Source organism: Rhizobium sp. 62_C5_N11_2, assembly GCF_051811185.1.
Taxonomy (GTDB): domain Bacteria; phylum Pseudomonadota; class Alphaproteobacteria; order Rhizobiales; family Rhizobiaceae; genus Rhizobium; species Rhizobium leguminosarum.
On sequence record NZ_JBPWPW010000004.1, the window covers coordinates 62825 to 82044 of the forward strand.

Consider the following 19220-nt stretch of genomic DNA (forward strand, 5'->3'; position numbering starts at 1 on the left):
GCAACGATGACCGCCACCCCGGAAAAGCCTGGGAAATGCCCTGCGAGCCTCGGTAAAAATGTGATTTGATCTCCCCGCGCGAGGTCGCTGCATTTATGCAACCGCGATGTCGCGATCGGGCTTGAATTATCGCGCAAAGGTCGATCTTATGCCTAACGTAAGGTAAACGACCTCATCCGCGAAAAGCGGACAAGAAAATCAAAGGGAACGCATGTCATCCATCGCACCAGCATCTTCGGATATCGATACGGTTTCATTTCTCAGGCTAAACGCCAATTCCGATCCGAAGTCCGAAAATTCGACAAGCCAGGACAAGACCGCGAGCACGGTCAAGAAGGCATCGCCTTTTAGCTCTGACGGGACGACGACGGCAGGCCTGACGATTCTCTCCTCCACATCGGCGCAGACGAGTAGCCCGAAGTTCGTTGCGCAGGCCGCGACGTCAAATGGCGATTCCAGCCCTACCGCACCGATCCAGCCGGTCATCGATCTCCTGTTCAATTCCGATTTCATGAGCGAGATCAATCAGGGCTTCATGGAAGGGCTGAAGGACAAGGACAAGTCCTTCGAGAGCATCGACGTCGTCAAAAACCCTCAGAATTACACCGCCGAGCAGAAACTGATCATGTATCTCGATCTGCTTCAGACTAAGGCGACCTTCGGCAAATACAAGGACAGCCTCGGCGACAACCAGCGCGGCATCTACAACGACCAGGAGATCCTGAAGGATCTCGACAAGTCGATTGCAATCCTGGGCTCGGACGCCGACGTCAACTCACAGATGACGGAGAAGGCGCTGAAGGCCCTCAAGCTGATCTTCTCCGGTTATCGCGTCGCGCCGGCCGATACCAACAAGGACGCTTTCGAGATCATCAACGACACGATCACCCGTGACGAGAAGATGAAGGACCTGCGTACGAAGGTCGAGGATGCCTTTGAGCGCGACATCGTCAATGGCGGCCTGCTGAATGACGGCCTGAAATCCGGCAAGGACGTCACCACCATTCTCAAGGAATATAATGCCGCCCTCGGCTTCTATTCCATGGTGCTTCCCGACGATTTCGTAAAGCAGCGCTCGGCGATTGCCGACAAGACCTATGCCGAATTTTTCGACAAGAACGTGCTGCCGACGATCTCCGATCCGACGACGGCGCTCGATGGCCTGATCCGCATGGGACTGGCCGGCAACAAGACCGAGCGGGAGCTGAAGGGGCTCGGCTCCATCCTGCCGGTTGTGGATTTCGACCAGTCGCTCGGGCTCGGCGGCAGTCTGTTCCCCGATCTCAAGATCGACCTCGACGGTTTGAAGAAGGTTGCCGCTTCCGAATTCGGCAGCACCGTGCCCAACAACATCACCCACCTGTTCAACCCGACCATCCAGGCGATGGCCAACCAGTTTCACGGGGGAGACAGCCCCGAGGTGCGCGATCAGTTCAAGGCCGATGTGAAGGCGCTTCTCGGCCCGCTGCTCGACAAGATCGGGGCCGGAGAAATCGGAGTCGGCGATCTTGCCGGCAATCTGGAGCGCATCACCTCGCAGCTGGCCGCCCCCGGTGGCAAGGAGGTCTGGGGCTACCGCCATGCGGTGCAGACCGCGCTCGAAGGGCTCGTCATGGGCGCCAGCCTTGTCTCGAAGATGTCGGCCAATGCTGAGTGGGACAAGAGCGTCTCGCCGCTGCCCTCCAGCAATCTCGCCAGCTATTCGTTCAACGACGTCATGGCGGCGATCATGATCGGCACCGGGCTGGCCGGCAAGGGCATTGCCGCCAACGGCTCAGGCGACGGACGCTTCTTCGCCGGTAGCGGCGGCGACGCCTGGATCGCCGAGCGCATGTTCGCCACCAAGGATAACGGCTGGAGCAAGACCATCCAGAATCTCGATCTGCCCTATATCGACAGCGAATATCTGACATCCAGCCTGAAGGACATGGGACTTTCCATGTCGGGGCTGATGAAGACGCTGATGCCCGGAACGGATGTGATCGATCCGATCATCGTCGACGGCAAGACCGCCGAAGAGGCGATCAAGAAGATCATCGCTCCGAGCCTTGATGCGCTGGCGGAAACACTGTTCAAGGGCAATGCCGAGGCCATGGCGCAATACAAGACCAATTTCACGACGATCTTCACCGCGCTTTGGGCGACGATGCGCCCGGGCGGCAGCGTCGAAACCATCAAGGCCGACCTTGCCAAGCTGATCGACAAGACTGCGACGGCAGTGCCAGCGGGGGTCGATCCGGTCAAATACAAGGCGGCGCTCTCTTCCGGCGTGATGTCGGTGCTCACCGCCTCCCGGTCCATCTATGCCGGCCTCAACATGACGAGCCCGACCTGGGACAGCATCGGCATCGTCGTTCTGCACGCCCTTGGTGCGCTGGCGCATATGGGCAGTGCGCTCGGCTCGGCGATCAAAGCCTCGAATTTTTCGCTGCTGGATGGGATCGGCTCGCTCGTCGGCGTCTCCGACGAACTGGCGCGGGCGCAACGCAGCGTGCTCTCCGCCTTTTTCAAGAATACCGGGACGACGGTCGGCGCCGTTGCCGGGGTCGCCTGGCTGCCGGTGGAATATTACCAGTTCCTGCAAGGGCTCACGAGCGGCAAGGGCGACCCGGTCGATCTCATTTTCATGGGTATCGGAACGGTAGCGGACACGGTCGGCGCGATCGAAGGCATTGCAGGCGTTGCCAACATGCTGGTGAACTCCACCTTCCTCGGGCGCACGGGTGCAACGGTTGCCCTGGTCTCCGGCGCCTTCTCGCTCGGTTTTGCCGTTGCTTGCGCGGTGTCCTGGGCGGCCTGGTCAGGCTTTACCATCTACCAGAGCATCAAGCAGGAAAAGGCCTTCCACAAGCAGACCGACATGATGAACGACATGCTCAAGCGCACGGTCAACGACACGGTCGGCATCTACGCCAAGACCGGCCCGATCGTCGGCGCCAAGGGCGGCGTCACCCCCGCGCCCCGCGACCCGGAACAGCGCGAGCTTACGCCTGAGAACTGGGACGCGATCACCGCCGATGTCGAGAAGCGCCGCGGTACGGCGGTGGGCTGATCCGGGACGCGTTCGCAACACCAAATATCTGAGTGTTCACAGGCCCGTTGGCGTAGAGGCGGTCGGGCCTGTGAACATTCGAACAAATTTAAGTATAAACTTCATGCGCAATCTGGATATCTGCTGCGTTTTATGGACAAAACGTTCCATTTTAATATAAAGATCGCTAAATTTATCATAGCCGACTGTACGTTCTGGAAATTAACCATCGGTTAAGTTTAAACAATTGACCAGCCGTTTTTTTATCCATATCAAATCATGCATTCATTTTGATAAATTCCTTGATGGAAGTGCTCATATGGCCGTAGATGCGGTGAATTCCGACCTGAACTTGGCGCCTGCAGACCCTGTCTCGGTGGAGCTGACGACTGATAAGACGGGTTCCACAGGCACCACCGGCAGCACGACGAAAAAGGTCGATCCGAACAGCGAGAGCGAGGTTCTCTCCGCTGCCGTGGACGCATTTCTGCCGGGCATGATTTCCAACACCCTGATGCTGAACAATTCGCTTTTCAATTTCGCCAAGGAGGCGATCGACGAAGGCAGCGACGAGTAGCGTTCCTGTTCATCGTTTGCAGTTGACATGTACCGAGTTGAGGAATTGCAATGAGTGGAGAAGTACTTTCCGGCCGCGCCTTCACGCCGCCCTTCGATGGCGTATCGACGGGCAATGTCCTGAAGACCTCGGAGATCGTGGCGGAGCGGATCGGGTTGCAGCCGGCGGATTTCGCTGGCATTCGGCCAACCGAGCTCACCTCCATTCCCAATACCCAGGGCCGCAAGATCGCGCCTGAGTCCGACGCCGTCCTGCCCTCCTATTCACCGGAAGGCAATACCACGCCCTCCAGCATTCTCGACCGGCTGTCGGCTTTCTTCATGCCGGTGGCCGGAATCGGCCAGCCGGAGACGCCGCTGGTGCGATTTACCGCGGACAAGGATCAGAGCGGCCCGAAGATCGAAGACATCACGACATCAATCGACCGGCTGGAGAAATCACAGCAATTCGCAACCGGCACGACGCTGCTGTCGTCGCTCACCCAGTCGGTGATGTCGTCATCCAAACGGCTGACGCAGGGCCAGTGAACATCATGATCACATCGGCCCTTTCGAGATCATCGATCTCTTCGCCCGCGCGCAAAGTCCTTCCGAAGGCCGCAATGCTTGCCCTCTGCCTGTTCCTCGCCGCCTGCAGCCAGGACGTGCTCACGGGGCTCGATCAGCGCGATGCGCTGGATGCCCAGGTGCTGCTCGAACGCGCCGGCATTTCCGTCACCATGAAGAGCGAAAAGGGCGGGACCTATGCGATCACCGCTGAATCAACCGATCATGCCCGGGCGATCGAGCTGCTGGCGGGCGCCGGTCTGCCGCGTCAGTCGTTTGGAAATGTCGCCGAACTCTTTGCCGGCAACGGCTTCCTCGTGACACCTTACGAACAGAAAGCCCGGATGAGCTACGCCATCGAGCAGCAGCTTGCCGAAACGCTTTCCGGGCTCGACGGCGTGGCGACGGCGCGCGTCCATGTGGTGCTGCCGGAGGAGAACGGCCGCGGGCTCATCAAGGAGAAGGCGAGGGCAGCGGCCGTGCTGCAATATCGCCCCGGCGCCAATCTCAACGAGATCGACATGAAGAGCCGGTCCGTTCTGGTCAACAGCATCCGTGATCTCTCTTACGAAGATGTCTCGGTGGTGGTCAGCCCCTGGTCGGAGGTCGGCGCGCCGGCGGCGGTAGCGGCGGCACCGGCCCCGGCGGCAACCGTGACGCCGGCGCCCGCTACAGCGCCATCCTCGATGGTGCAAAGCGCTCTCTCGGCTTTCAAAGGCCCCAATCTTGCCGTGATCGGCGCCATCATCCTCGCCATCGGGGCATGCCTGCTGCTGCTGTTTCCGCAGCGGAAGGAGCGCTGAGCATGCGCACGCCGCGTGCGGACGGCGAGGCGATCTCGAATGCGGCGAGGATCCGCAAGGCAGCGCTGCTTTCCGCGGATATGCTGACGGCCGCCCGATGGGATGGGATCGCGCCGCTCCTTGCCGACGGATCCACCCTGTCGCCGCGGCTGCATCGGCGGCTTTTCACTGAGATAGCGGAAGCCCATGGCGATCCCGCCACGTTTGCCGACGGCGCCCGCCGCCTGACTTCCATGGCCACGGACGGACGCGCAACGGCCGCGCTCCGGGCGGGCCTCGCCTATCATCTCGCAGCCTTCTGCCCCGCGGTCGATCGCCCGACCCTTACGAGGCTCAGGGCCGCCTACGGCGAGGAAGCGGTCGCATTCGCTCTCGGCCACATCAATCTTTCCGCGGCAACGCCGCCGCTCGATCTGTTGAGCGAGCAGGCAAGGCAGGTCGTCGAGGCCGATGGCTGGTCGATGCTGGCACTTCTGGCAGACGAATACCGGATCTCCGCGGCTTGGCGGTCGGCGGGCTGGCGCGACATGGCTGAAAACGGCTCGGCTTCCCTCTTAAAGGGCCCGGCGCTCGCCCTGGCGGCGGCAGCCGTCGACGAGGTCGCCGCCTTAAAGGAAGGCGCCGGACGATGAGCTCGGGATTTGCACGCCACGACCGCATCATTCCGGCGGAGAGTTTCGGCCAGATCACAGAGGCGGCGCAAATTCTGGAGGCTGCCCAACGGGACGCCGCCCAATCTCAGGCCACACTTGCAGCCGCCAGCGAGCAAGCCGCCCAAAACGGCTATCGCGACGGATTCGAACAGGGCGTTCGCGATGCCGCCGCACGGCTTGCCGCCTCGCTCGGAAAAGCCGAACGGGAAATTGCCAATCTCGACAGCTGGGTCGAGGCGGTGGTTCTGAAATCGGTCGGACTGATCCTCGGATCGATGGAGGCCGACGAACGCACGAGGCGATTGGTCCGCCACGCCATATCCCAGACCGCTGAGGCGCAGGAGATCGTCCTGCATGTCGCCCCCGACGATGCCGCCATGATCGCCCGGGCAATTGCGGACATCGATCACCGCATCACCATCGAAACGGATCCGCTGATGTCTGCCGGCGAGATTATTCTGGAGACGTCGGCGGGACGAAGCCAGATCGGCTTGAAAGACCAGCTCGCCACCGTGACCGAGGCCCTCGTCCATGGTTGACGCGTTGCTTCGGATGGAGCGGACACTCGAACAAACGGACGTGCGGCGGCAGAGCGGCCGCGTAAAGAGTGTGTCGGGCCTGCTGGTGCGGGCGCTCATCCCCTCGGTCAGGATCGGCGAGCTTTGTGAACTGCATGAGCCGGGCAGGGGTCGCATCGGCCTTGCCGATGTCGTCGGCATCGACGGCGAGACGGCGCTTCTCTCGCTTCACGGCGAAACCCGCGGCATCTCCCAGCGCACGGAAATCATCCCGACCGGCCGGGAACCGACGGTCTCTGTCGGCAGTTTCCTAATCGGCGCGATCGTCGACGCACACGGTAATGTCCTGCGTCCCTCCGCCAATCCCGGCGGCGAGGACGCGCGCTTCCTGCAGCCGCTCTATGGCCAGCCGGTCGATCCTCTGTCGCGCCGCCCCATCCGCCAGCCGTTTACCTCGGGAATTGCTGCCCTGGACGGATTGCTGACCTGCGGCCAGGGCCAACGCATCGGTATTTTCGGCGCGCCCGGCGCCGGCAAGTCGACGCTGGTGTCCCAGATCGTCGCCAACAGCAAGGCCGATGTGATCGTCTGCGCCCTGGTGGGCGAACGCGGACGCGAGGTCGGCGAATTCGTTGCCGGCAACATGCCGGAAGGCGTTCCGTCGAATGTGGCGCTGGTTGTCGCCACATCCGATCGCCCGGCGCTGGAGCGGTTCAAGGCGGTGATGACAGCAACGGCGATCGCCGAATATTTTCGCGAGCAGGGAAAACATGTGCTGCTCGTCATCGACAGCGTCACCCGCATGGCCCGCGCCTTGCGCGAAGTCGGACTTGCTGCCGGCGAACCGCCGGTGCGGCGCGGCTTTCCGCCTTCCGTATTCGCCGTCTTGCCGCAGATCTTCGAGCGCGCCGGCAACAGCGCAAACGGCACGATGACGGCTTTCTATACGGTCCTCGTCGAAGGCGAAGAGCAGGACGATCCGATTGCCGAAGAAACCAGGTCGCTGCTGGACGGCCATATCGTGCTCTCCGACAAGATTGCCAGGGCGGGCAATTTTCCGGCGATCGATGTTCTGGCCAGCCGAAGCCGGACGATGAGCGCGGTGGTGAGCGAGAGCCATCGCCAGGCAGCCGACAAGCTGCGCGCCCTGCTTGCCCTCTATGACGAAGTGGAACTGCTTATCCGCGTCGGCGAATATCGCCAGGGGCGCGATGCCGCTGTCGACGAGGCCGTCGCCAAACACGGCCTCATCCAGCGCTTCCTGTTTGACGGCCAGGGCAAGCCGCAGCCGTTCGGCGCGATCGTCGAAGCCCTCGATGAGCTTGTCCGATGAATGTCGCCGCGCCCGCATGGCCCCACGCATCGATGGCCGGGAACTTCTTTTCCCGTTCCGGCACGATGATGCGCGCCGCCTGGCAAATTCCGGTCCGGGAGCAGACGCTTTCCGTTCGCCCGCTGGCCCCCGATATCGCAGCCGCGCGGACCACCGATCCGGTCGGCATTCTCTGCCACGTCGGTAAACGTGAGCAGATGCTGATTGCGTCGGCCGGCGCATTGCGGCTGCTGGCGGAAAGACTGGAACCGCTGCTCCTATGGGAAAAGCTGTCGCCGTCTGAAAAGGCGGCCGTGGTCGAACACCTGTTCGCCGAGGCTTTCGAGGCAATCGAGAATAGGATCGGCATGAGCCTGTCGCTGCTGCAGATCGGCGCCGAGACGCAGCCGGATGTCAGCGGCAATTTCGGCTTCGACATCGGCTGGAACGGCATGAGCCTGCCCTTGAGCGGCCGCTTCGATGAAACCGCCCTTGCCGGCCTGGTCGGCTGGGCAAGCCGCCTGCCGCGCCGCACGCTCAATGTCCTGACGACGGCGGTCAGCATCCGGCGCGGTTATGCCCTGCTGTCGGTCAGTGAAATCAAATCCCTGCGGTTGGGGGACGGCATCGTCATCGATGGCGGGGCACCGGAGACCGTGGTCGCGATCACGGGTGAACGTTACCTTGCAACCTGCATGCGATCGGACAAAGGCGCGGTCCTCACCGAACCACTCCTGTCGACGCCAACCGGACCAATGAGGCATTTCATGACAAATGAAACCGTCGATCAGGAATTGCAGGGCGAGCCGCGTCCGTCGCCTGTCGACAGCATCCCGATCAAGCTGGTCTTCGATGCAGGACGGCTGGAGTTGCCGCTGCGCACACTCGAAATGATCGGCGAGGGTTATGTGTTCAACCTCGACAGGCCATTGTCGGACGCCGTCGATATCATCGCCCAAGGCCGCGTTATCGGACGGGGCGAAATCATCTCCGTGGATGGATTGAGCGCCGTTCGCGTCACGGCGCTGCACGACTGATGGAACAGAGCTTTCCTCTTGCCCAGAGCCTCGTGGCGATGGCGGCGATCTCGATGCTGCCGGTTATTGCCGTGATCGCGACCTCCTTCACCAAGATTTCGGTCGTCCTGCTGATCGTGCGTAATGCGATCGGCATCCAACAGACGCCGCCGAATCTCCTGGTCTTTGCGATTGCCATCGTGCTCTCGGCCTTCGTGATGAACCCGGTGCTGCAAAACAGCTGGCAATTGCTGCTCGCCCATAGCGGCGATTTCGGCACGGTCAGTGGCATGGTGGACGGCATGATCAAGGTGGCGGCACCGCTGAAGGATTTCATGCTGAAATTTTCCGACGCCGAGGTGCGCGAATTTTTCGTGCAGGCGTCGCAGAAGATCTGGGCAAACGCGCCGGCAACCCCCATTGCCTCCGATGACATCACCGTGCTGACGCCGAGCTTCCTCGTTTCGGAACTGACGCGGGCCTTCGAAATCGGATTTCTGATCTATCTGCCCTTTCTGATGATCGACTTTGCCGTTTCCGCCATTCTGGTGGCGCTCGGCATGCAGATGATGTCCCCGACCGTGGTGTCGACACCGCTGAAGCTGCTGCTGTTCGTCTCGATCGATGGCTGGCGGCGATTGCTGGAAGGTCTGGTGCTGTCCTATGCGCAGTGAGCATCGCCCCTTCCCGAAAACCCCGGTTCACGTGCCTGCCACGCGAAAGGCTTGCCGTCATGGGTGAAGACCAGGTCGCAGCCGAAATCGGCATGTCCGTCATGGCGACCTTCGCCTTGGCCGGCCCCATTCTGGGCCTGGCCGCGCTTCTCGGGCTGATCATCGCCATTTTCCAGGCGGCAACGCAGATCCAGGAGCAGACCATCGCGCAGATCGTCAAGATTTTCGTGATCTCCATCACCCTGCTGCTGTTCGGCCGGGTGCTGGCAACGCCGCTGATCGAACATTCCGTTCATATCCTCAACGACTTCCCGACCATGGTTCAGTGAGGCGAGGCGGATGGGGCCGGATCATCTTCCGCTCGTCGGCATTGAGGTCGCGGCACCGGCCGCAGCCATGCTCGGCGCCGCGCGTGCGCTCGGGATCCTGCTGATCTTCCCGATCTTCTCGCTGTTTAGCATCGTCGGCATTCTGCGTTTCGGCCTGGCAATCGGCCTTTCGGCGCCCTCCGTCGCCTTCGCCTATTCGGTGCTGGCTCTCGGAGATACGTCCTGGTTCGATCTGGCCGCCCTTTCGATGAAGGAGCTTTGCTTCGGGGCGCTGATCGGCATGGGGCTCGGCATTCCCTTCTGGGCGGCCCAGACGGCGGGCGATATGACCGATGTCTATCGCGGCGCCAATGCCGCCAATCTCTTCGACCAGATCAACGCGCTGGAAACCGCGCCGCTCGGCTCGCTGATGATGTCGATCGCCCTGGTGATTTTCGTCAGTGCCGGCGGCATCATCGATCTGGTCACGATCTTCTATAAGTCGTTCGAGCTCTGGCCGCTCTTCAACCTCATGCCCACTATCCCCGACGATCCGCTCGACATGATATCAGGCGTTTTCGGCCGGCTGTTCAAAGCGGCCGGGTTACTCGCCGCCCCGTTCATGATCGTCACCTGCGCGTTTGAATTGTCGCTCGCCTTCGTCGGCCGCTCGTCCAAACAATTCCCGCTGAACGACAGCCTGCCGGCCATCAAGAACTTCGCGGTCATGGTCATCCTCGTGATCTACACGGCCTTCATCTCCAGCTATTTCCACGATCTCTGGATCGATGGATTCAACGAGGCGAAAGCCATGCTGGAGGTGACCGATGGCCAAAAATGACGATACCGAGGAAAAAACCCTGCCGCCGAGCCGGGTGAAGCTCGATCGTCTTCGGCGCGAGGGCCAGGTTCCCCGCTCGAAGGAAATCCCGGTTGCGATCTCCGTCCTTGCCATCGCCGTCTACGTCACCTGGGGCTTGCCTGATATCCTCGAGGATTTCACCCGCAGTTTCGATGCCGGCCTACACTCCGCCGCGCGGGCCGACCCCTCCGACGCCGTCACTGTCGGCTTGAGCGAAACCGGCGTGGCGCTGCTCGATCTCATCTGGCTGCCGCTTGCCATGGGTCTTGCCGCAACCATCCTGGTCGCGATCCTCGACGGGCAGGGGTTTCTCGTATCGTTCAAACATATGAGCTTCGATTTTAACCGGCTCAATCCGTTCGAGGGCATCAAGAGGCTTTTTTCGCTCGCGAGCATCGCTGAGTTCGTCAAGGGGCTCGTCAAGTTTGTCCTGCTCGCGGCGGCCGGCGGCGGTGCGATCCTCTATTTTCTCAACAGCATCTTCTGGTCGCCTCTTTGCAGAGAAGCATGCACGCTCTCCGCGGCAGCCCATCTCCTCGGCTCGATCCTCGTCATTGCCGCCGGCATCATGGTAGCGGCGGCGTTTTTCGATATTCGCATTTCGCGCGCGCTGTTCAGGCACGAACACCGGATGACCAGGACGGAGGCGCGGCGCGAATACAAGGATACTCAGGGCGACCCGAAGCTGAAATCGGCGCGCCGGCAGATCGGCGCGGAAATGCGTAGCAGCTCGCCGCGCAGGCAAGGGCCTGGCCGGCAATGAAAAAGCGGGAGCCTAAGGCGCCCGCTTGGTCTCAATTTGCGGTTCCAGTCGTCGGGCGTCTCAAACGCCCGATTGATTGTCACCCACACGCGTACAATTCTTCACATCGTCCAGCGTGATCTGGGACAGGAACGTCGCGCCGGCAAGCGAGCTGTCGGTGCGGAAGACGTTGCTGCCGTTGGAGAACGCCCCGCCATCGATGGTGACGTCGCCGGCGCTTTTTACCGTCAGCGCATCCTCGCCGACATTCTGCCAATTGACGTTTTCGAGCGTCGGGCCGCCATAGACGTGAATGCCGTCGGTGCCATTCTCGCCGAGATTGACATTCTTGAGCGTCGCGCCGTTCTTGAAAATGAACAGCGGCGATTGGGTTTCGGACTGGCCGCCATTGCCGAGCTTGGACGAGGCCGTATAGGTCGCCCCCTTGCCGTCGAACACGCCTCCATCTACGACGATCGGCTCATTGACCACGATGACGCTGCCCTCTTTCGAGAGGTCGGGCTTTTCCGTCGTGGCCTGTTTTTCGTCGGATGGATCCACCTTCTTGGAGTCTGACTGCCAGTTGATGTGCTTGCGCAGCACATCCTTGGGGTCGGACTCAGTGCCGTTTTCCGACGTTTCCCGCGACTTCGGCACATAGGAAGTTAGCAACGGCGGGTTGCCGGAGAAATCTTCGAAGGGCGAAACCTTGCGGGTTCGGATGGCGGTGAAATCCGTGTCGGCCCTATTGCTGCCGCCAAGGCAACCGGACTCAAGGTCGAAACGGGACGTTCTGTCGAAGTCGATGGGCCTTTGTCCATCTACGCCACACATTGCATTCACCCCAGTTGGTCTCGTCTACTTCACCTGCTCTATGAGCCTGGCCTCTGTTTGGAGCCGGCAGCGTTCCGGATTTGCCCGATCTCTCCGACGGTTTCGATCGTTATATCCCTGTCGATCTCCGCCGCCGCCAGCACCGGAATGCGGCAGTTGTGGTGGATCATCAGCGTCTGGGTGAGCAGGCGCCATTCGCCCGGCACGATGATGACGGGATCGTAACCCCGCTCGTTGGTGTCCTCGAGAGCCTGCCTGGCTTTTTCGGCCAGCAGGCGCAGTCTTTCGGCTATCTCGATCTTCTCGGTCGCTCCAGCGGCATCATAGGACCGGATGAAGTGGTCCCATTCGGCCGGAAGCACCAGCGCCGGCAGCAATCCGCGCCGGTCGAGAAGCCCGAAGGCGATCTGCTTGACCAGCGCGGCGCGCGCCATTTCGGCCACGGCATCCGGTGCGTGATCGGTGCCGGCGTGCAGCATCACTTCCAGCAGTCCGCGCGGCTGGGAAAGCGTCACGCCGGAATCCAGCAGGCGCCTGACGACCGCGACCGTCAGCATCAGCGGCACCTGGGTGGCGACGTCGATCGCCAGTTTGCCGAGACGCGGTTCGAGGCTCCCCAGCCATTGTGCCGCGTCGTCGACGCTGAACAGGGCGCCGATATGGCGGCGGACGATGCGCACGATGTCGTCGGCAATCTGTTCGGCCGTCCGTTCAGGACCGCAGTTGACGAGGCCGGCGGGCACATTTTCCACCTGAAGATGGATCAGATCCTCGGCCATGCGGGGATCGGCGTTGAACGTCGGCACCGTCACGGAGACGCCGACGGCGCGCGCCGCCAGGCGAATCCGCGCGTCCAGCATTTCGCCGAGCCGCATCGCCTCAAGCCGCGCCAGCGTTTCCACCGCGACGGTGGCGATGACGGGATCGCCATATTTCGCCCTGTCGAGCGGATAGGAATTGGCGCTTTCCACGGCATTCGCCGATCCGGCCGCGGCAGGGCCCGCGCGCCGGCGATGAATCATGAAGGCTAGGCCCGCCAGACACAGGCCGATCGCGGCGAGCACGCTCGTCGGAAATCCCGGGACGAAGCCCGCGCAGATCGTCAGCGCCGCCGCAATCGCCAATGCGCGGGGCTCCCGGAAGAGTTCGCGGCCGATATCGCTGCCGAGACTGCCGTTGCCGTCATCGGACACGCGGGTCACGACGATACCGGCCGAGACTGCCATCAGAATCGACGGAATCTGCGACACCAGACCGTCGCCGATCGACAGCAGCGTATAGAGATGGGCAGCCTCGGCGAAGCTCAGCCCCTTCTGGAAGATACCGATCGCCAGGCCGCCTATGAGATTGACGGCGACGATCACCAATCCTGCGACCGCATCGCCCTTGACGAAGCGCATGGCGCCGTCCATCGCGCCGAAGAACTGGCTCTCCTGTTCGAGACGCGACCGGCGCTTTTGCGCAGCTTCCGTGGTGATATGGCCGTTGCGCAGGTCGCTGTCGATGGCGAGCTGCTTGCCCGGCATGGCATCGAGCGTGAAACGCGCGCCGACCTCTGCGATACGCTCGGCGCCCTTCGTCACCACGATGAACTGCACCAGCGCCACGATCAGAAAAATGATCAGGCCGACGACGACATTTCCCGCAACGACGAAATCGCCGAAGGCCATGATGATCTCGCCGGCATCGGCATCCGCCAGCACGAGCCGCGTCGAGGAAATCGTCAAGGCCAGGCGGAACAGCGTGCCGATCAGAATGACCGCGGGAAAGGTCGAGATTTCAAGCACGCTCTTCAGATAGGTCGTGGTGATCAGCACCACGAAAGCGAAGGAGAGATTGAAGGCGATCAGCACGTCCAGAACGATTGTCGGAAGCGGCAGCACCATCATCGTCACGACGGAGGCGAAAAACACCGCAAGCAGCATATCGGTGCGCCGCGCAAGCATGGCGATGGCGGATGACCTTACCTTCATGATCCGGCTTCCGACGCCATCGCCTATTCTTGTTCGCTGCTGGAAATTTCGGCGAGCTTCGGCTCGGCACTGCCGGCGGAGGCGAAATTGACCGTATCGTCCTCACTGTCGCGGGAAACGATCATCTGGTCGTTGCCGATCTCCTTGATCCGCCAGCCGCTCGCAACGACATCGCCTTCCTCGTAGCGGCGGCCGTCGGAGCCGATGATGAACCTGACTGGCGTATAGCCGGCGGCGGCGACGAAGCCGTCGAGACCGGAAGAGAGGGCGGTGAGATCGACGATGGAAACGGAACCACCGCGCCGGCTCATCGAGGCGATGATGCTACGCAGCTTCGTCTTGTCAGGCAGGCCGAGAGGTCGCGATCCTTCGCCGATGCGAATTTCGTCGGCGGTGGCGACGATGCTAAGATCTTGGGGAATCTGAGCCATACGAATGGCCTGGCGGATTTCGGCAGCGATCGCCGCCGATGACGGCGCCGGTTCGGGTGCGGCGGAAACCCTGACGGGCGGGCCTTCGTGAGCCGGCGCGTCGCTGTTGTAAAGGCCGACCAGCAAAAGCATCGCCGCCAGCCCGAGAAGGCCGGCAGCCGCAATCCGGCGTGGCGCGAACCGCCCGCGCCCGGCGCCGAGACCTTCGAGTTCGCAGGCCGTGCCGTCGAAGGAGATGGTCTGCCTCTTTGTAAGGCTCATCGTTCGATCACGCGGGATGGAATGACCATCGATCACCACGTCATCCCGCAGCGCGGTAAACGACACCGCGTCGGAGCCGCGGGAGCGCTGCAGACTGATGGCAAAGGCGGGTTCCGGTTTGGCGCCGAGGATGATCAGGTCGCAATCGGCGCTGCCGCCGACAACCTGCCGCTCCGCCGTCAACGGCAGAATGGAGCTGCGCCCGGCGCGCGTGATACGCAAGACCGGTCCGCCGCGGCCTGACGCAGCGTTGCCGGCGTTACCTCTGAATGTCGGCGAAGAGGGATCTAGATTCATAGCCATCTTGTTCCCGAACCGTCCGTCGAGCGGCTTTTATTGTCTTCGAGAGCGGGGAAGCGAGACGGGCGAACCCGTCGCGCCATTGTTTCAATCAGCCTGGGCCGATCTTCTTGATGGCGTTTGCGACGCCGTTGATCTTGGTGATTTCAGTTGCAACCTGCAGGCTCTGCGCGGTCGCTTCGTTCTGGGCCGACTTGAAGGCGGAAATCGCCGAGCCGATACCCGCATCGAGTGTCGAAGTACTAGTGCTGGTAGCCATGTCTTGAACTCCTTGCATGGTTTTGGCGGCCAAAATCTTGCAGAATTCCGGATCGAATTCAACAGCTTATGTTAAAAAGTTATTAATTCGCGATATGTACAACAATTGCGCGAAATGGATATCCGTCCTGTTCCCAGCGGACCGATGATCTGCAACAGTAGATCAGATAATTATTAACAGACTGGATTTCGCAGCCCCCTGATTTCCTTCGTTCATTAGTTGTCGGGCGGCATCCGGATCGTGAGGTAAACTCAGATGTTTGCGCGTTTTGTTTACATGGCCGCTATCGGACTGCTGGTCTCCTTTCCTCCATCAGCCGGCGCCGGCGAGCGGGAGGTGCGCCTGGATGTCGTCTCCCTGCCGCTTGGCGATGTCGTCCAGACGCTGTCCTTCATGTCTGGCATCCCGGTCACGACAGTCGGGACGCTGAGCGGCAAGGTCGAGCACTGGTCCGTCCGAGAAAGCGGAGCCAAGGCCTTCGTCAAGCTTGGCGATGCCAGCAATCTCTTCGTCGCCTATGACGGCAGCCGCATCATCATCGCGCCTAAGCAGGAGGTCTCCACCGTTGTCCTCGATCGCGGCGACCGCAGCTGGAAGACCGAGCAAAACGCCATTCGCGCGCTGTTCCCGCTACTGCCGGACGATGCACTGCGTGAAGATCCCGCCAGCGGCTTGGTGCTGGTGCGCGGCCCCTCCGTCTTCACCAAGGCCGTCGAAGACGTGCTGAGCCGGCAGGAAGCCGACAGCATCAAGGTCATCAAGGGCGGCCAGCTGGAAATCCTGACGACGAACAACGGTGCCTGAGCGGCTGATATGAAGGCGCTGAAGTCTCTCAGGCAGTTACTGGAGATCCGCAGCCTGCGGGCGGACAATCTTTCCCGCAGCCTCTCCGAGGCGCGGGCGGACGCCGAAAACGCGCGGGAGCGGGAAGCGAAAGCCTCCGAAGCGCTCGACATGGCAGCAAGCCGGGCCGCAGGCAATCCTATCGTCGACGAATTGCGCAAGAGCGGCGTTATCTCCGCCGCCAAGCTTCAGGACGCGTTGATGCGACAATCCGTATTGCGCAGCCATGAAGCCGATGCCGGCCGATCGCTTGCGCAGCGCAAAGACGCCCGGTGCGCCGCGCAAGAGCGGGCAGAACAAGCCGCCGCCGATTTTTCGCGAGCACAGAAGGCGGTATTGCGCGCCGAATTTTCGCTTGAAGCAGCGGAGAAAGTCGACCGGTAGAGAGCTAAGAACCAGCAGATGAACCAACCGCCTTGGCAGCGAACCAGCGTAACCACTGTCCTGATGCAACGTTCCGCGTCATCGCTTGATCATTGATGTTCAGCCTCAGCTTGAAATTAGTGCTCACGTTACGAATGCGAAACCTACCCGGGCTCCCCTCTTGTTCAGCAATGGCTGGATGGTGAACTTCGAGCGCATCACGATACGGAGTTGATCCGCGGCGTCGACCGGCCGTAATGGCTCCGCAGCTGGTGTCTTAAGCCAGGGTCCGAGTACGGCACGCTCATTCCAGCGCGTTTCCTCCGAGCGCCATCTGTTTTTCTCCCGCCAAGCCTGTTTGCTCATCGTAGCTAGGAACTGCTCAACGGCCATGCCAATGATAACGCCCTCAAACAGCGCGGCGATTAGCAGTTCAGGAATTTCGAAGTCTGCAATGGCTATACCGCCCGAAGCGCCTACTGCGGCAGCCCCGATGATCAGCCGAGGTGCTGCTCACAGCACCAACCTTTGGCCATATTGCATGCCCCTCTCCGGATTTCCCGCCACGATAGTACAACGCGCGTACCATATCCAAAAAAATGAGGCCTCGACCGCATGAAGCTTCCCCCGAGAAACCGATATTGGCTCTAGAGGACAGTCGACATCCGCTTCCGCTCAGGACGTTCCTACGTCGTGGCACGGCGCGATTTCGAGGCCAGCGCTCCGGCTTGTTGCTATGGAGCTCACGTTTTGGACGAAGATCGCATAATGGATCGTCGGGGACGGCGTGATCGCGCTGCTTGTGGGGTCGATTCGGATCCAGCCGGTGGGATTCGGGTGGCGGAAGCGCTCGCGCACTGAGAGCCTGCGCAATCGACAAAGCTAAGCACCTTCGCGGGCCGAAGGAACCTGTCTTAAGGAACGGGCGGGCCCGGCATTTCTCGCCTCGGTGGAGGTGGCGAATATCCGCCAGTTAGGTTCCTATTGCGGCGCGCATATCGCGCTTGTGAAATGCAATTAGCGGAGGCACGGAGACTTCCGGTTTCAACGGCGATTTTAGACGGGAAGCCGTCATGCTTGACGAGCAAGAAAAATATGCATTAGGCCTTGCTTGACAGAAGGGCAGCTCCGGTCTTTCATGGCGGCATTCACCAGGGGGGCCCGGCAAGGGGCTGAGATACTGCTGAACAATAAGGTGTTGCTTGTTGTGGCGCAGTGACCCGTTGAACCTGATCCAGTTCATACTGGCGTAGGGACGGTGCAAGCGCTCCAAGGCTTCGGATTCACGCGTGGAATCCATGCCGGCGTCTTTTCATCATTCCGGCTGACTGGGTCTCCAACTTTCAATTTGGAGCCTCAAACTATGACATTGCCGCAAAAAACTTCACCCCAACCGTCACCACCGGCCCGCTGCCAGTGTCGCGGAAGATCCATACCGGGAGTTATCCACAGTCATGTCCGCGTGCCGATGCGCGGAATCAGCGTCCATCCGACCGCCGGCGAGCCGCCTTTCGTCGTCTATGATTCCTCCCATCCCGACACCGCCCGCAGCTACCGTGACGAGACCTTGCCGAAGGAAGCGCACAAGGTGGCGCATTTCTGCTCGATGCGCATATCGCACAACATCCGCGCCGAGGCGCAGAAGGAGGGGCTGGACGCGATGGCGGCGAAATACCGACAGGGCGGCGAACTTTACATGTCGGTCGTAGAGGCCGCTAAAATACCGATTGGAGGATGACCATGCGCGTTCTTGTCAAGGGGGCCGGCGTTGCCGGCCTCACCGTGGCCTGGCAGCTTTATCGCCAAGGCTTCCGCGTCACCCTTACGGAGCTGGCCGACAAGGTCGGGGGCGGCGCCTCCGGCCTTGCCGGCGGCATGCTCGCCCCGTGGTGCGAACGGGAAAGTGCGGAGGAACCGGTGCTGACGCTCGGTCGTAATGCCGCCGATTGGTGGGAGGCAGCATTGCCCGGCCACGTCAAACGCCGAGGAACGCTGGTGGTCGCGGGTGGGCGAGATACCGCCGAGCTGGACCGCTTTTCCCGCCGCACAAGCGGATGGGAATGGCTGGACGAGGCGGCGATCGCAGCTCTGGAGCCTGATCTCGCCGGCCGCTTCCGCAGGGCGTTGTTCTTCCGGCAGGAAGCGCACCTCGATCCACGGCAGGCGCTCTCGGGACTTGCGGCAGGACTGGAGAACGCCCGCGTGCTTCTCGTGTTCGGCGTCACGGGCAATGCGAACGTTGCCCATTATGACCGGGTGATCGACTGCACCGGTGCCGCCCAGATTGGCCAACTGCCCGAATTGCGTGGTGTTCGAGGCGAGATGCTCTGCGTCGAAACGCGCGAGGTCAGCCTTTCTCGCCCCGTCCGCCTGCTGCATCCGCGCCACCCGATCTATATCGTGCCGCGCGAAAAGAACTGCTTCATGGTCGGTGCGACGATGATCGAAAGTGACGATGCGGGGCCGATTACCGCGCGTTCGCTGATGGAGTTGCTGAATGCTGCCTATGCGATGCATCCCGCCTTCGGCGAGGCACGCGTCACGGAAACAGGCGCAGGCGTGCGGCCCGCTTATCCCGATAATCTACCGCGCGTGACGCAGGAGAAACACACCCTCCATGTCAACGGCCTCTATCGCCATGGCTTTTTGCTGGCGCCGGCCATGGCCGGAGAGGTGGCGCGGCTTCTTCTAACAGAACAAACGGAAAGGAGGGCGCCATGACCTTCATCATCAATGGCGAGGAACAACAGGTCGCGGCCGCGACGCTCGCAGATCTGCTTCTCGCTCTGGACTACGAAGGCGGGTGGCTCGCAACCGCGGTGAACGGCGAACTGGTACACCGCGAGGATCGCGTCGATTTCATGCTTGGCGAGCGCGACCGCATTGAAATTCTCTCACCGATGCAAGGAGGCTAA

The 19220-nt window shown here is 61.5% G+C and carries 20 protein-coding genes, 2 pseudogenes and 1 riboswitch; of the genes and pseudogenes, 17 read left to right on the forward strand and 5 right to left on the reverse strand.

Annotation, left to right across the window (positions count from 1 at the left end; all coding sequences use genetic code 11):
* The first annotated feature begins 211 nt into the window (after positions 1 to 211).
* The 12 genes from AB8B31_RS32015 to AB8B31_RS32070 all read left to right on the forward strand — a co-directional run bounded on the left by AB8B31_RS32015 (position 212) and on the right by AB8B31_RS32070 (position 11062).
* Positions 212 to 3052: a hypothetical protein gene (locus AB8B31_RS32015; RefSeq protein ID WP_096771918.1), complete on the forward strand. Its 2841-nt coding sequence runs from the start codon at positions 212 to 214 to the stop codon at positions 3050 to 3052.
* A gap of 298 nt (positions 3053 to 3350) precedes the next feature.
* On the forward strand, positions 3351 to 3608 hold the full coding sequence (locus tag AB8B31_RS32020) for a hypothetical protein (RefSeq protein WP_088396736.1): 258 nt from the start codon (positions 3351 to 3353) through the stop codon (positions 3606 to 3608).
* A 50-nt stretch (positions 3609 to 3658) separates the two neighbouring features.
* On the forward strand, positions 3659 to 4135 hold the full coding sequence (locus AB8B31_RS32025; RefSeq protein ID WP_096771917.1) for a hypothetical protein: 477 nt from the start codon (positions 3659 to 3661) through the stop codon (positions 4133 to 4135).
* Positions 4132 to 4956 carry a type III secretion system inner membrane ring lipoprotein SctJ gene (gene sctJ / locus AB8B31_RS32030; RefSeq protein ID WP_088396738.1) on the forward strand — a complete coding sequence of 275 codons (825 nt, stop codon included), beginning with the start codon at positions 4132 to 4134 and terminating at the stop codon, positions 4954 to 4956. The genes AB8B31_RS32025 and sctJ overlap by 4 nt, the downstream gene beginning before the upstream one ends.
* A gap of 2 nt (positions 4957 to 4958) precedes the next feature.
* Positions 4959 to 5588, forward strand: coding sequence for a hypothetical protein (locus AB8B31_RS32035; protein ID WP_088396739.1), 630 nt, complete (start codon positions 4959 to 4961; stop codon positions 5586 to 5588).
* Positions 5585 to 6148, forward strand: coding sequence for a type III secretion system stator protein SctL (sctL, locus tag AB8B31_RS32040; RefSeq protein WP_096771916.1), 564 nt, complete (start codon positions 5585 to 5587; stop codon positions 6146 to 6148). Before AB8B31_RS32035 ends, sctL begins: the two co-directional genes overlap by 4 nt.
* Positions 6141 to 7460, forward strand: coding sequence for a FliI/YscN family ATPase (locus AB8B31_RS32045; protein WP_088396741.1), 1320 nt, complete (start codon positions 6141 to 6143; stop codon positions 7458 to 7460). The genes sctL and AB8B31_RS32045 overlap by 8 nt, the downstream gene beginning before the upstream one ends.
* Positions 7457 to 8476 (forward strand): FliM/FliN family flagellar motor switch protein, encoded by a 1020-nt coding sequence (locus AB8B31_RS32050; protein ID WP_096771915.1) that lies wholly within the window; start codon positions 7457 to 7459, stop codon positions 8474 to 8476. Before AB8B31_RS32045 ends, AB8B31_RS32050 begins: the two co-directional genes overlap by 4 nt.
* On the forward strand, positions 8476 to 9129 hold the full coding sequence (gene sctR, locus AB8B31_RS32055) for a type III secretion system export apparatus subunit SctR (RefSeq protein WP_088396743.1): 654 nt from the start codon (positions 8476 to 8478) through the stop codon (positions 9127 to 9129). Before AB8B31_RS32050 ends, sctR begins: the two co-directional genes overlap by 1 nt.
* Positions 9130 to 9188: 59 nt before the next feature.
* Positions 9189 to 9458 carry a flagellar biosynthetic protein FliQ gene (locus AB8B31_RS32060; protein WP_004672590.1) on the forward strand — a complete coding sequence of 90 codons (270 nt, stop codon included), beginning with the start codon at positions 9189 to 9191 and terminating at the stop codon, positions 9456 to 9458.
* Positions 9459 to 9468: 10 nt separating this feature from the next.
* Positions 9469 to 10278, forward strand: coding sequence for an EscT/YscT/HrcT family type III secretion system export apparatus protein (locus tag AB8B31_RS32065; RefSeq protein WP_096771914.1), 810 nt, complete (start codon positions 9469 to 9471; stop codon positions 10276 to 10278).
* Positions 10265 to 11062, forward strand: a complete 798-nt coding sequence (locus AB8B31_RS32070; RefSeq protein ID WP_096771913.1) for an EscU/YscU/HrcU family type III secretion system export apparatus switch protein — start codon at positions 10265 to 10267, stop codon at positions 11060 to 11062. Before AB8B31_RS32065 ends, AB8B31_RS32070 begins: the two co-directional genes overlap by 14 nt.
* Positions 11063 to 11122: 60 nt before the next feature.
* Here the strand turns inward: AB8B31_RS32070 and AB8B31_RS32075 are convergent, their stop codons facing one another.
* The 4 genes from AB8B31_RS32075 to AB8B31_RS32090 form a co-directional block, all read right to left on the reverse strand.
* Entirely contained in the window at positions 11123 to 11875 is a 753-nt protein-coding gene (locus AB8B31_RS32075) for a pectate lyase (RefSeq protein ID WP_096771912.1), read from the reverse strand.
* 38 nt (positions 11876 to 11913) lie between these two features.
* On the reverse strand, positions 11914 to 13848 hold the full coding sequence (locus AB8B31_RS32080; RefSeq protein ID WP_096771911.1) for a flagellar biosynthesis protein FlhA: 1935 nt from the start codon (positions 13846 to 13848) through the stop codon (positions 11914 to 11916).
* Positions 13849 to 13871: 23 nt separating this feature from the next.
* Complete coding sequence (locus tag AB8B31_RS32085; protein WP_239621127.1) at positions 13872 to 14762, reverse strand: SctD/MshK family protein; 891 nt, start codon at positions 14760 to 14762, stop codon at positions 13872 to 13874.
* A 169-nt stretch (positions 14763 to 14931) separates the two neighbouring features.
* Positions 14932 to 15099: a hypothetical protein gene (locus AB8B31_RS32090; RefSeq protein ID WP_007636000.1), complete on the reverse strand. Its 168-nt coding sequence runs from the start codon at positions 15097 to 15099 to the stop codon at positions 14932 to 14934.
* A gap of 255 nt (positions 15100 to 15354) precedes the next feature.
* Between AB8B31_RS32090 and AB8B31_RS32095 the strand changes: the two genes are divergently transcribed.
* Positions 15355 to 15903, forward strand: a complete 549-nt coding sequence (locus AB8B31_RS32095) for a hypothetical protein (RefSeq protein WP_054186187.1) — start codon at positions 15355 to 15357, stop codon at positions 15901 to 15903.
* Positions 15904 to 15912: 9 nt separating this feature from the next.
* Complete coding sequence (locus tag AB8B31_RS32100; protein ID WP_054186188.1) at positions 15913 to 16326, forward strand: hypothetical protein; 414 nt, start codon at positions 15913 to 15915, stop codon at positions 16324 to 16326.
* A gap of 144 nt (positions 16327 to 16470) precedes the next feature.
* Here the strand turns inward: AB8B31_RS32100 and AB8B31_RS32105 are convergent.
* A pseudogene (locus tag AB8B31_RS32105) lies at positions 16471 to 16806 on the reverse strand (DUF2726 domain-containing protein); the annotation flags it as partial.
* 642 nt (positions 16807 to 17448) lie between these two features.
* A riboswitch (TPP riboswitch) is annotated at positions 17449 to 17579 on the forward strand.
* Between the two features lie 251 nt (positions 17580 to 17830).
* Here AB8B31_RS32105 and AB8B31_RS32110 point away from each other — a divergent pair.
* The 3 genes and pseudogenes from AB8B31_RS32110 to thiS all read left to right on the forward strand — a co-directional run.
* Positions 17831 to 18043: pseudogene (locus tag AB8B31_RS32110) on the forward strand (phosphomethylpyrimidine synthase ThiC); the annotation flags it as partial.
* 2 nt (positions 18044 to 18045) lie between these two features.
* Positions 18046 to 19026 carry a glycine oxidase ThiO gene (thiO, locus tag AB8B31_RS32115; protein WP_007635991.1) on the forward strand — a complete coding sequence of 327 codons (981 nt, stop codon included), beginning with the start codon at positions 18046 to 18048 and terminating at the stop codon, positions 19024 to 19026.
* The gene (thiS, locus tag AB8B31_RS32120; RefSeq protein ID WP_007635990.1) at positions 19023 to 19220 is read left to right on the forward strand and encodes a sulfur carrier protein ThiS; all 198 of its coding nucleotides are present in this window, start codon (positions 19023 to 19025) and stop codon (positions 19218 to 19220) included. The genes thiO and thiS overlap by 4 nt, the downstream gene beginning before the upstream one ends.